The organism is Pedobacter sp., from assembly GCF_045627485.1.
Classification (GTDB): domain Bacteria; phylum Bacteroidota; class Bacteroidia; order Sphingobacteriales; family Sphingobacteriaceae; genus Pedobacter.
Window position 1 is genome coordinate 27,713 of record NZ_JAZQNU010000135.1, and the last position, 12,697, is coordinate 40,409.

At 39.3% G+C, this 12,697-nt stretch carries 14 protein-coding genes; 4 read left to right on the top strand and 10 right to left on the bottom strand.

What is annotated here, in order from left to right; all coding sequences use genetic code 11:
* The first annotated feature begins 24 nt into the window (after positions 1 to 24).
* From ACR2F3_RS10300 to smpB, 3 genes are all read left to right on the top strand, one after another.
* On the top strand, positions 25 to 681 hold the full coding sequence (locus ACR2F3_RS10300) for a metal-dependent transcriptional regulator (RefSeq protein ID WP_432709892.1): 657 nt from the start codon (positions 25 to 27) through the stop codon (positions 679 to 681).
* Between the two features lie 56 nt (positions 682 to 737).
* Positions 738 to 2,600: an Nramp family divalent metal transporter gene (locus tag ACR2F3_RS10305; protein WP_432709893.1), complete on the top strand. Its 1,863-nt coding sequence runs from the start codon at positions 738 to 740 to the stop codon at positions 2,598 to 2,600.
* 78 nt (positions 2,601 to 2,678) lie between these two features.
* Positions 2,679 to 3,128, top strand: coding sequence for an SsrA-binding protein SmpB (smpB, locus tag ACR2F3_RS10310; RefSeq protein WP_196858673.1), 450 nt, complete (start codon positions 2,679 to 2,681; stop codon positions 3,126 to 3,128).
* Here smpB and ACR2F3_RS10315 read toward each other — a convergent pair whose 3' ends face one another.
* From ACR2F3_RS10315 to ACR2F3_RS10325, 3 genes are all read right to left on the bottom strand, one after another.
* Entirely contained in the window at positions 3,129 to 3,785 is a 657-nt protein-coding gene (locus ACR2F3_RS10315; protein ID WP_432709894.1) for a protein-L-isoaspartate(D-aspartate) O-methyltransferase, read from the bottom strand.
* Positions 3,786 to 3,894: 109 nt separating this feature from the next.
* Positions 3,895 to 6,372, bottom strand: a complete 2,478-nt coding sequence (priA, locus tag ACR2F3_RS10320; protein WP_432709895.1) for a replication restart helicase PriA — start codon at positions 6,370 to 6,372, stop codon at positions 3,895 to 3,897.
* Complete coding sequence (locus tag ACR2F3_RS10325; RefSeq protein WP_432709896.1) at positions 6,372 to 6,758, bottom strand: DUF423 domain-containing protein; 387 nt, start codon at positions 6,756 to 6,758, stop codon at positions 6,372 to 6,374. The genes priA and ACR2F3_RS10325 overlap by 1 nt, the downstream gene beginning before the upstream one ends.
* An 88-nt stretch (positions 6,759 to 6,846) precedes the next feature.
* Here ACR2F3_RS10325 and ACR2F3_RS10330 point away from each other — a divergent pair, with 88 nt between their 5' ends.
* The gene (locus ACR2F3_RS10330) at positions 6,847 to 8,427 is read left to right on the top strand and encodes a hypothetical protein (protein ID WP_432709897.1); all 1,581 of its coding nucleotides are present in this window, start codon (positions 6,847 to 6,849) and stop codon (positions 8,425 to 8,427) included.
* On the opposite strand, the gene tsaB is transcribed toward ACR2F3_RS10330, so the two are convergent.
* The 7 genes from tsaB to ACR2F3_RS10365 all read right to left on the bottom strand — a co-directional run bounded on the left by tsaB (position 8,411) and on the right by ACR2F3_RS10365 (position 12,631).
* Positions 8,411 to 9,097: a tRNA (adenosine(37)-N6)-threonylcarbamoyltransferase complex dimerization subunit type 1 TsaB gene (gene tsaB, locus ACR2F3_RS10335; protein ID WP_432709898.1), complete on the bottom strand. Its 687-nt coding sequence runs from the start codon at positions 9,095 to 9,097 to the stop codon at positions 8,411 to 8,413. The genes ACR2F3_RS10330 and tsaB overlap by 17 nt on opposite strands.
* A gap of 25 nt (positions 9,098 to 9,122) precedes the next feature.
* Positions 9,123 to 9,353, bottom strand: coding sequence for a membrane protein insertion efficiency factor YidD (gene yidD / locus ACR2F3_RS10340; protein WP_432709899.1), 231 nt, complete (start codon positions 9,351 to 9,353; stop codon positions 9,123 to 9,125).
* On the bottom strand, positions 9,340 to 9,735 hold the full coding sequence (locus ACR2F3_RS10345) for a ribonuclease P protein component (RefSeq protein WP_432709900.1): 396 nt from the start codon (positions 9,733 to 9,735) through the stop codon (positions 9,340 to 9,342). The genes yidD and ACR2F3_RS10345 overlap by 14 nt, the downstream gene beginning before the upstream one ends.
* A 61-nt stretch (positions 9,736 to 9,796) precedes the next feature.
* Entirely contained in the window at positions 9,797 to 9,955 is a 159-nt protein-coding gene (gene rpmH, locus ACR2F3_RS10350; protein WP_083251894.1) for a 50S ribosomal protein L34, read from the bottom strand.
* A gap of 111 nt (positions 9,956 to 10,066) precedes the next feature.
* Positions 10,067 to 10,804: a LytR/AlgR family response regulator transcription factor gene (locus tag ACR2F3_RS10355; protein ID WP_432709901.1), complete on the bottom strand. Its 738-nt coding sequence runs from the start codon at positions 10,802 to 10,804 to the stop codon at positions 10,067 to 10,069.
* The gene (locus ACR2F3_RS10360) at positions 10,782 to 11,840 is read right to left on the bottom strand and encodes a sensor histidine kinase (protein WP_432709902.1); all 1,059 of its coding nucleotides are present in this window, start codon (positions 11,838 to 11,840) and stop codon (positions 10,782 to 10,784) included. Before ACR2F3_RS10360 ends, ACR2F3_RS10355 begins: the two co-directional genes overlap by 23 nt.
* 11 nt (positions 11,841 to 11,851) lie before the next feature.
* Positions 11,852 to 12,631, bottom strand: coding sequence for a LiaF transmembrane domain-containing protein (locus tag ACR2F3_RS10365; RefSeq protein ID WP_432709903.1), 780 nt, complete (start codon positions 12,629 to 12,631; stop codon positions 11,852 to 11,854).
* Between the last annotated feature and the right edge of the window lie 66 nt (positions 12,632 to 12,697).

A 12,697-nucleotide genomic window follows, 5' to 3' on the forward strand; every position in this document is an offset into this window, starting at 1 on the left:
AAATATTTTTTTAGATTCCTTGAAATGGAAAGCCAAACGGAAGAAAACTACTTAAAGATCATTTACCATTTGTCACGTTTAAGTGCTAGCCCTGTGCAAACTAATGCAATTGCTGACCGCACACAGACAAAACCAGCATCCGTGTCGGATATGATAAAAAAGCTCGCGGAGAAACAATTGGTAAACTATGTGAAATATCAAGGTGTTACACTGACCGAAAAAGGACAAGCTACAGCAGTAAATATAGTCCGCAAGCATCGCCTATGGGAAGTTTTTTTGGTAAAAACATTAAAATTTAGTTGGGATGAGGTTCATGAAATAGCCGAGGACCTGGAGCACGTCAATTCTGATCTTCTAGTCGAACGCCTTGATCGCTTTCTGGGCTACCCAACACGGGACCCCCACGGCGACCCAATACCAGATAAAAATGGGAATGTAGAAGAAACATCAGTTACCAAATTAAACAGACTTCAACCCGGTGAAAAGGGCATCATTGTTGGTGTAAGTGAGCACTCCTCCGCTTTTTTGAAATACCTTGAGAAAACAAAACTTACTTTAGGCACTACCTTACAGCTGGTTGAAATAACGGAATTCGATGGTTCTGTTGATTTAATTATAGATGATAAAAAGATTAACATCAGTAGAGAGGTTGCCAAACACCTGTTAATGAAACCCGCCTAACAGAAATGAGAATAGAAAGCACTTTATTTTTAAACAACAATTATTGATACAACAACATGAAGCAGTCTGAGTCTTTAAGTGAGGTACATAATAGTGTAGAAACCAATAAGCGTACAGGATGGAAACGAATTCTGTCTTTCATTGGCCCTGCCTATTTAGTGAGTGTCGGTTACATGGATCCGGGAAACTGGGCAACAGATTTGGCCGGAGGAAGTCAGTTTGGCTACCAGCTTATCTGGGTTTTACTGATGTCCAATTTAATTGCTTTACTCCTTCAGTCTTTAAGTGCGCGCCTTGGTATTGTAAGAGGACTTGATTTAGCGCAAGCTTCAAGAACTACTTACCCTAAATGGGCTAATGTTCCATTGTACATTTTAGCTCAAACTGCCATTATTGCCTGCGACCTTGCCGAAATCATTGGTATGGCCATTGGTTTACAATTGTTATTCGGCCTTCCGTTAATTTGGGGAATCAGTCTTACCGTCCTCGACACCTTCGTTTTATTATTCCTAATGAACAAGGGCATGCGCAAAATGGAAGCTTTTATAGTATCCATGGTGTTTATAGTGGGAATATCTTTTTTGGTAGAAATGTTTATTGTAGAGCCCTCATTAAAAGATGTTGTCAAAGGCTTTGAGCCAAGTGTACTTTCAGGTGATGCTTTGTACATTGCTATTGGTATCATTGGTGCCACAGTAATGCCACACAATTTATACCTTCACTCCTCGCTGGTGCAAACCAGAAAATTTAACAGGGATGTAAAAGGCATTAAAGAAGCCATTAAGTTCAACTTTATCGACACAGCAATAGCCTTAAATTTAGCTTTTCTGGTCAACGCTGCCATTTTAATACTTGCAGCAGCCGCCTTTTACAATAATGGTCTGCATGAAGTTGCTGAGATTCAGGATGCCTATATATTACTCGAAAATATCTTCGGTGGTGTGGCCCCATCGCTATTTGCCATTGCCTTAATTGCTGCCGGACAAAGTTCAACTGTTACCGGCACCCTGGCTGGTCAAATTATAATGGAAGGCCACTTGAACCTGCGGATCCGCCCATGGTTACGACGTTTAATTACCCGCTTGCTGGCCATCGTGCCTGCCTTTTTTACCATCCTTTATTTTGGCGACGATGCCCTTAGCGGTTTACTGATCTTGAGTCAGGTAGTACTGAGTTTACAACTCGGCTTTGCAGTAATTCCTTTAATCCACTTTACCTCCGATAAAAAAGAAATGAAAGGGTTTGCCATCAAATCATGGGTAAAAATTTTGGCCTGGATCAGTGCATTAGTAATCGTTTCACTGAATGTAAAAATGGTAGTAGAAGAAATAGGATCCTGGACCGAGGGCGCCAACGCATGGTATGTCGATTACCTGGTTATTCCCGCCTCAATCCTCATCGGGCTGTTGTTACTGTATATTTTTATACATCCTATCATCGTTTCCAGAAAGGAGTTAAAAACTAATGTACCTCATGGCGATGCACTAAACATTGAAGAAGTGGATAAAATTAAACACACGAGGATCGGGATTACAGTAGACTTTTCTAAAAACGACCGCAACACCATTCAACATGCTTTGCTTCAGGGTGGCAAAGATGCAGAGTATGTGCTTATCCACATCGTAGAAACCGCACTCGCTAATTATTATGGCAAAAATACCTTAGATTATGAAACACAAAGCGATACCTTAAACCTGCAAAAGTATTCCGACAATCTCATGAACCTTGGATACATGGTAACCCCGGTTATTGGATACGGTGGTACAGCAAAAGCGATAGCTGAAATTAGTGACCAAAACGAACTTCAGCTACTGGTTATGGGTGCTCACGGGCATAAAGGCATTAAAGATTTAATTTTTGGCACTACGGTTGATGCAGTTAGGCATAAGGTAAAGATACCGGTCCTGATTGTCAGGTAATTTTCGGATATTAGCCTACTTTTTATATAACCATGCTAAGTTTATGATAGTTTCATAACTTTAAATAGCAAAACATTAATGAAACAAGACGTACAAATTAAGAATAAAAGAGCCTATTTTGACTACCACATTGTTGAAAAATTCAACGCTGGGATAGCCTTGTTAGGTACAGAAATAAAAGCAATCAGGCAGGGAAAATCTAATATGTCTGATGCTTTCTGCATGTTTATTGGCAACATCCTTTACGTACGAAACCTTCATATCTCTGAATATAGCAACAGTTCTTTTTACCATCACGATATCAAGAGAGACCGTGTCTTGCTGTTACATAAAAAAGAGCTTAAAAAACTTAAAGCCAAAAGTGAAGAAAAAGGCTATACCATTGTGCCCCTAAGGATTTACACCAACGAACGTGGTTTTGCAAAAATTGAAATCGCCCTGGCACAAGGGAAAAAGGAATTTGATAAAAGAGATAGCATTAAAGACCGTGAATCTAAGCGCGAGCTTGACAGGGCCATGAAGGTATAGTTACCAAGCCTGGTCGCCTACTAAAGGTACAAACCTAAAGGTATCCAGTTCTATTTTTTCATAGTCAGTTTCACTCACCCTGATCACGGTTACCATTTTCTGGCTATTCTCATCACCCACCGGAATCACAAGTATACCACCTATTTTTAGCTGTTTTAACAACGCTTCAGGTACAAATGGTGCACCGGCAGTCACAATAATTTTGTGGTAAGGAGCATGTTCGGCAATACCCATAGAACCATCACCATAGAAAAAATGCGCACGATACCCCATTCCCGGCAATACCTTAATAGTGTGCCGGTAAATACTTTCCTGGCGTTCAATCGTGAACACCTCAGCCCCCAATTCCATTAAAATACAGGTTTGATAGCCAGATCCAGTACCTATTTCTAATACTTTATCACCTTTTTTGATGTGCAACAATTCCGTCTGGTAGGCAACAGTGTAGGGTTGGGAAATAGTTTGACCGTCTCCAATTGGGAAAGCAATATCCTTATACGCCTGGTTCCAAAAAGTCTCATCAAAGAAAAAATGACGTGGCACCCTACCTATTGCAGCAAGAACCTTCGTATCAGTAATTCCTCTGGATTTTAGATGTTCAACTAACTTTTTCCGAGCGCCTCTTTCCCTGTAATTATCAACAAACTTATATGCCATCGTTATCAAAAATAACAGTTTATACGCTATTCAGCATCATTTAAACGATTATTAACTTGTTTTATACTTAACCCTCACAAGATCAACCCTTATAAATTTAGTTCGTAAACTAATACGGATCAACATCCAATTGTATTAATACACCCTTAAATTTTTTCTCCGCATTAAACGTCGTGATTTCACTTTTCAACAGTGCTTTAACCTTTTGAATCGCTGTATGTTTATCAGACTTGATGATTATTTGTCTGATGTAATAATTCCTAATTCTTGATACCAATGGTTGTTCAGGGCCCAACACGCGGCTGCCTAAACGTGCCTTTAAAGTATTGGCGAAATGTAGTGAGGCTGCATTGATCACATCGGCATCTTTATGCCGCAGGCTAATGAATATGAGCCTCGAAAAAGGGGGATAGTTAAACTGGCTACGCTCCGCAATTTCATCTTCATACATCTGCACATAATCATTTTCCACCACTTGCTTAATAATGCGATGTTTATCATCGTAGGCCTGTATACATACTTTCCCTTGTTTCTCACGCCTTCCCGCTCTTCCCGATACCTGGGCAAGTAATTGATAACTTCTTTCAAAAGCCCTGAAATCCGGATAATTAAGCAGCGTATCTGCATTGATGACTCCGATTAGGGTCACGTTATCAAAATCCAATCCTTTCGCCACCATTTGAGTGCCGATTAAAATATTAGTCTTTTTATCCTGAAAATCACTTATAATTTTTTGCAGGCTGTTTTTTGTACGTGTACTGTCTACATCCAGACGAGCAATATTTGCTTCCGGAAAAATCAGACTCAGCTCTTCCTCTACTCTTTCGGTTCCAAAACCTTTTTGCTCTATATGGACAGATCCACATGCCGGACAAATGTTCAACGGGCTCTCATGGTAACCACAATAATGGCAGTGCAATTTACCACTGCTTTTATGAAAAGTTAAACTTACATCGCAGTTTACACATTTGGGTGTAAAACCACAAGTAGCACAAATTAAGATGGTAGCATAACCCCGTCGATTCTGAAACAAAATCACCTGCTCGTTGTTGGCAAGCGAAGTGGTAATATCGTCAATTAATACGCTGGAAAAATAAGAAACCATTTTCTTCTTTTTCGTTTGCTCGGCAATACTAATCACCTCATGCGTTGGTAGCTGCACCCCGCCAAAACGTTCATCTAAGGTAACTAGCCCGTATTTATTGTTTAAAGCATTGTAATAACTTTCTATAGACGGCGTTGCTGAACCCAATACAATCTTTGCCTTGTGCTGGTGGGCTAAATAAACTGCGGCATCCCGTGCTTGGTACCTCGGCGCAGGGTCATGTTGTTTATAGGAAGACTCATGCTCTTCATCAACAATAATAAATTTCAGATCGTTAAAAGGTAAAAAGACAGCAGAACGGGCACCCAGTACAATTTTATAATTACCATTAATCACCTTATTCCAGATCTCCACGCGTTCAAAGTCGTTAAACTTAGAATGGTACACCCCTATCGCATCACCAAAATATTTTTTAATCCGTTCTACTATTTGTGTGGTTAAGGCAATCTCAGGCAAAAGAAACAAAGCCTGCCCCCCATGTTCAATGGCTTGTTCAATGAGTTTGATATATAACTGGGTCTTTCCCGATGCAGTGATGCCATGTAATAATACGACCTCCTTCTCCAGCAGGATCTCATTGATCCGGGCAAATGCAGTTGCCTGAGCGGTACTTAACTTGAAGTTGAGTATAAAGTCATCGGTTTCATCCTGCAAACGGCTCACAGGCTTCTTATTTATCAAAAAAACATCCTTATCTACGAGAGATTTAATGGCCGCCTGTCCCGCATTACTATGTTCAAGCAATTCTACCTTGGCCACCTCTGAATTTTGCTTCGACAATTGAAGGTAAGCCATTAGCGCATCCAATTGTTTAGGCGCTCGTTCCAGACTTTCAAATAAAACCTTTAAGCTACCTTCTTCTTTATAAAAGGGATTCAGACTGACAAAAGATTTCAAAAGCGGTTTGTACTTCTCAATCACTTCCTCCGAGATGTATACCACTTCCTTATCAATTAAGGAACGTATAATGGGAAATACTATTTTTTGCCCAAGCAACTTAGCAATATCATCAATAGATAAGCGCTGTTTAGTTCTAAGCACCTCCACAAGTAGCGCCTCTTTTTCTGTAAGGTTATCATGAACTTCGCCCTGGTCCTCTCGAAGTACAATAATTGTTTCACTGGCCAGCTTCAAACCAGCAGGCAGAGCAGCTGACATCACTTCACCTTCATTGCAAACATAATAGCTTGCCATCCAGTCCCAGAATTTTAGTTGCATGGCATTTACCACAGGAGCCTGGTCAACCACATCAATAATGTATTTGGCCTCATATACCTCAGGAGCGGTAGTTGTAATGCTTTTAATCAGTGCGGTATATATTTTACTCTTCCCAAACTGCACAATTACCCGCTTACCCACAGCTATCTGATCATTTAAATGATAAGGGACTCTATAAAGGTAATTTTTAGCCAAAGACAGGGGAAGAATAACTTCAATGAAGTACGTTTCTCTTTCCGTAAAATCAAGCTGATCCTCTGCCATTATTTATGTCTTAACGCTGCAATGAATAGCAACACCCAGCCCGCAATTAAGAACAAACCGCCTATTGGCGTTATGGGTCCAACGAAATTAACAAAAGATAGCTGTAGGATTTCCCTGGTAGCCAAGAAATATAAGGAACCTGAAAATAAAACAATTCCTACAGTAAAACAATAATACGACCATTCCACCAGTTTGTTTCTGAAACGGCCAAACGTGGAGAGAAACAACAAAGCAAAAACATGGTAGAATTGATACTCTACCCCTTTCGACCAGATCGTTAAGGAATAAGTATCAATTAGGGCTTTAAGACTATGTGCCCCAAAAGCACCAAAAACAACAGCAAGGGCACCACAAAATGCAGCAGTTAAAATTATACGCTTATTCATTTATTCAAATGGGATAAGTGATAAAAGTAAGAAACTTGTATGCATTTTCTATTAATCCAACTATATAAATTAAATTTGTGGGTAACAAATGAAAAGATTTTACATCACCATCATTGTATTACTAAGTGCTATGATTACCCTGGCATATCTCTATTTCTCAAAGTTAAATAGGGACACTAACGAGGGTGAAGCAAGTTTGTACGCAGCCACGGCAAAGTCGGGATTAGTATTTGTTTTTGAGAACGAAAAAAGCATTTTAGAGCTGCTTGGTAGCCAAGATCTTCTGCAACGTCTGCTATCAACACAGGAGATGAAAAATCTACAATCCCTTCAGCAATATTTACTGGCCAAACCAGAGCTAAGCGCACTCACGAAAAATGAAGACATTTACCTCAGCTTTTTACCGGCCGAGAAACGTGAAATCAACTTCCTTGTCAGTACACAAACCACTGAAAAAATTGACACAAAATTACTATCGGATATGCTCACTGCAAAAGGCATTACCGTGGAAAACCAGGAGAGTTTTTCAAAACTTACACTTGCCGATACGTCAGTATTTTATCTCGCACAAAAAAAGAATCTCATCTTATTATCTCCATCCTATCAGGTGATTTCAGAATGCCTGAAATCTATTGAGGAACCGAAACAAACAGCATTTATTGATTATATTAAGGAAAACATACAGTTTAGAAAGAACAGCCTGGCAACTTTATACTTGAACTTTGACCAGTTGGAAGATTTATTAAAACAGGTTACTCCCAGCCGCTTAAAACAGGAATTTAGTTTATTAAACCAACAGCACGCATTTGCCAACCTAAGTTACCGTTATAGCAAGGACCGCATCTTATTTAATGGAAACACATCTATTCAAGCGGAAAATAATTACCTAAACCTGTTTTCTGAGAGCAAACCAGAGAAAGTAACCATCGATGCCATCTTACCCGAAAATACAGCAAACTATATCATATATATGCCCGGGCCATATAAAAGTTGGCAACCTAAATTAACTAAATGGTTTCAGGCAACCAATAAGATAAAACTGGTAGAAAATTCCCTAAACCGTATGAACACGGTTTACCGATTAAACCCTGACCTCACATTTCCTCAGATTTTCAACGATCAGATGATTACGTTTCAGCTGAAGACCAGAGAAACACTGGGTGCAATTAACCTGAGCAATGGCGATAAACTTCGCCAATTGCTACTAGACGTGAGTACAGTTCACGACAACGATATCAGCATTTTTAAGGAAGATCACCTGTTGTTCAGCTTTTTTGGAGAAGCTTTTGAAAAATTTAAAAGACCTTATTACACAATCGTGGACAACTACCTTGTTTTTTCGAACCGGGCCAGCACCTTGCAGTCTTTTTTATTTAACTACAGAAACAACAAACAGTTGATTAATAAAAAGACATACCGGGAGGCCTTTGACCAATTATCGTCACAATCAAATGTGATCTTCTATATCGATCATCAAAATTCAGAAAGAATCGCTTTACATAACCTGTACCTACCCTATTACCGCATGTATTCATCATATGATCATTTAGGAGAATTCGATGCTACAATCCTTCAACTCACAAGCGATCATAAGAATTTCCAGACTAATGTGTTGTTAAGTAAAATTCCTGCAATAATATCAGAACCTGACTCTATACCTTCTTTTTAGGGGTAGTAAAAACGAAGTCTTTCAAATAATAAGGTTCGAAGTAAGCTACATCCTCAAATGTATGCTGGTTATAGGCGGTTAATGCCAGTGGCGTCAAATAATCGGCCGAATTATAATTAATAGCTGAGAACACTGCATTAGGATGTTGTAAAATATCACTGCATTTTGAGGCACCATCACCTATAAAAGTCACGTGATGAGCAGCAAGCTCAGCGGCATAGGAGTTAGTATCTATAATTTTAGCGATTACTGGCGTTACAGCATTAAGATTTTCATCAAATAAAGCTGTAAAAACTTCCATCCTGCGTGCGTCAATCATAGGGCAAATCAAACCCTCATACGCTGGATTTTCCACAAGGAACCCATTAGCCATCATCTTCAAAGTATCAATTGCGATCAGTGGTTTGTCAAGGGCAAAACAAAGACCTTTAGCGGTCGATACACCAATCCTTAATCCAGTATAAGATCCGGGGCCCTTACTCACCGCCACAGCATCCAGATCCTGGTAGCGTAGACCAGCCTGCTGCATTACAGCGTCAATAAATAAGGTTAGGCTTCCGGCATGAATATTTTTTGCAGTTTCCTCTTTGAGTGCTACGGTTTCACCTGCTATCGCTAATGCAACCGAGCATGTTTGGGTAGCAGTTTCAATTTGAAGTATGTTTGCCATTGTCGCAAATATAAGGGATTTTCAGTTATGGAACGGGATCGGGCCCATGTTTGCCCCATGGGTGGCAGCGACCAATGCGTTTTATCGTGAGCCATCCTCCCTTAAATGGACCATACTTTTTAATCGCTTCTATACCATATTGTGAACAAGTAGGTGTAAACCTGCAATTTGACCCCAACAAAGGCGACAAAACGACCTGGTATAACCTGATGATGGCCAGAAATATCCAACTTAGAATAAATTTAATCGCTTTCATGTTCCTTTAGCTGGGTAATGAGCTTTTTGAATACGCTGATCATCTTTTTTTCCATGAAATCAAATTCATACTTCTGCTTGCCAATGAATTGAATGGAGAGCAGTAAAAGTTGTGAAGATGGTTTTAAGATACTGTATAGATGGTCTTGCTTATGTAAACGATAGGCCTCGCGGGTGCGACGTTTGAGTACATTACGGTCGACGGCTCGTTTATAACGTTTTTTAGAAACATTAATAACAACCTGAACAGGAGCTGCAACAGGCTCAGCCACAAAAAGATAAGATACGCGAAAAGGATACAATAAAAAAGAAGAACCGTTTTTGAACAATAGATCTAAGGATCTTCTGCTGCATAACCGTTCTTCTTTTGAGAATGTTTTCATGTTTTCGATTGCAATTTTGCAGACATGGTTATCTGCTAACACTTATGGTGTTGCAATCAAATTATGCTTTGTGACGACGTTCGTCAGAAACTGATAATTTTCTTCTTCCTTTTGCGCGGCGTGAAGCTAATACTCTTCTACCGTTTGCTGTAGCCATTCTTTCGCGGAAGCCATGTTTGTTTCTTCTCTTTCTTTGCGAAGGTTGGAATGTTCTTTTCATAACTGTATTTATATCTTAACTATATATTTTTTAAATAAGAGGTGCAAATATAGCGTGATTATTTCTCAAATGCAAATACATTATTGATGTATAGTATTTTTAAATAAGCATCTATATCCCTAACAATGCTTTCAACTTTAAATAGCCTGTTTTACTAACAGGAAGCCATATACCAGATTTTAAAAGCACAACGTAACTTTCCTTTTCCTTGAGCTCTATCTTAGTCACCTGCGACAAATTTATAATATAAGAACGATGAATACGAATAAATTGAGAAGAATCGAGTGTTTTCTCAAAAAAGCTCATCGTTTTGTTCTTATAAAAATTACCTTCTGTGGTATTCAACTTCACCTGGTCGTCGTCGGCTTCAAAATAATGGATATCTGCTACGTTTAATATCTTAATGGCCCCATCTTTCTTCACCACTACACGATTGTTCTGGACAGGGCTTAGAGAAACTGTATCCAGCAGTTCTTTAGTATTGTCATGCTCGCTATGCAGCCTGGCTAATAATCGCTTTATAGCTTGGTCAAAACGTTCCTTTTCAATAGGTTTAAGCAGGTAATCTATAGCATTCACTTCGAATGCTTTAATAGCAAACTCATCAAAGGCAGTAGTAAAAATAACCTTGGGCGGGTCGTCTACCAGTTCAAGCATTTCAAAACCACTTATTTTAGGCATCTGGATATCGAGAAAAATAAAATCTGGCTTATATTGTGAAATCGCCTTTAACCCTTCAAAACCGTCTGCACACTCCGCCATTATGGTAATTTCTGGAAAACTCTGCAGATAAAATTTAATAATGTCCCTGGCTAGCGACTCATCATCAATGAGTATGGTTTTGATCATTATGTTGTGGTATTTTTAGCTGTGTAACAAATAGATTAGGTTCCTGTGTATATGTCTGTAACAAATTTTGGTCGGCAAATAGCAAATATAAGCGACGTTTAATGGCCGTAAGGCCAAAACCTGTCCCTCCCGTCGCCTTCATGTCAGGATCGAAAGGATTACTCACTGTAATTTTAAGTAAATCCTGTTCCATATTCACACGAATGGCAATCGTAATGGCAGCCGATGTATTATACAATCCAAATTTAATAGCATTTTCCACAATTGGCTGCAAAAATGTTCCAGGCAAAAATTTTCCAAGTGTTTCTTCATCAATTTGTACATCCAGGTTCAGGCGGTGACTGAATCTTACCTTCTCAATATCCAAATACAGCTGTATGTATTCCATTTCTTCGGCTACACTTACCCAAACTTCATCATCTCTTTTTAAAGTGCCCCTTAAAAAAGAAGCCAGTTTCATAATCATCGGACCCGCTTCTTTAGGATTCACAATGGTAAGTGCATATACAGAGTTGAGACTGTTAAATAAAAAGTGTGGTTGTAACTGGTGACGGAGTTTATTAAGCTCAGCTTCTTTAGCCAGGTTCTGTGCCGCAAACAACCGTTCTTTCATTTGCGACTGCTCCTCCAACCTGTACCACAGCAAATTAACCAGCGCCCACCAAACCAGAAATATAAAAACAATAATGAACCTAAAGGGCTTAGTCAACTGTAGAAAACTACTATAATTTGCATCCTCCAGAACCTGCTCCAAAAGAAAGGTGCTAGTGAAAGTCACAAACGACGCCAGAATAATGGTAACCACCAAAACATAAATCACAGGCTCGCTTTTTGGCTGGTAATAACCCAATAGAGTGCTAAATACGATACAACAGAGGGCAAGTAAACCATTGGTAATTCCACTATCAGCAACAGAAATTGTCCAGTTGAAATTCAGCATGTAATAAAATAACAAGACAAAGGTAGCTGCATAGGCAAGGAAAGAGCTGACAGCGATTTTTTGTATTTTCGGAACAGATAACGGTCTGGTAATCACAAGCCTTTAGATTAGTAATTTCTGATATCTACCCCACCAAACAAAGCCACTCCTTTAATAACAACTATTTTTCTCGGACCATCGCCAAAAGGCATGATAGCCCGCTTGTCGTCCATACCCCCGAAAATAGCAACCACTTCTGATTTGACCTCCCAGGTTGGCGGTAGAATGATTTTAATTCCACCAAAAATAGCCACCACTTCTATCACAATACTATTTTCAAAATTGGCTTGGGTGAGGTTGATTTCTGAGCCCCCGAACACCGCAATGATCTCCCCTCCTTTCAGGTTTTTGGAAAAAACCTTTTGACTGGCACCACCAAAAACACTTACTGCTTCAATGACTTCACTTTTGTCAATTATGGCTTCCTCACCACCTAAAGGACCTTTATCTTCAAAAGTATCCGGTAAGGGCTCGGCTACCTGTTGATATGATAACCTACTGTTTATTTTTGATTTGACGCTATATTTAGGCTTAAGAATAAGGAATAAACCTAAAGCGATTAATGCAAAGGCAAAGTAATATTTTCCTAAATCAAAATCTACCATGTCGTTGATGGTAAAATAACCACCAATTAAAACCATGACCAGCCAACCCGCGCCCGTAAAGTTCCGTTTAAACCCAACATATAAGCCAATGCCAAGCAAAAGTGTAGACCAGCTGAATAACCAGCCCGGAACATAAATACCAAAATTTCTAAGCAAAAAAACGAGCCCGATAACCAGGATAATTATACCACCCCACGTTCTGTTGTTGGAAACAGGAGCTTGAATATTATCTTTATTTTCCATTAGTGTGAATTTATATTCAAATGTAAAGCGTTAGCGGGTAGTAAAAACACATCACTTTCCAAATGA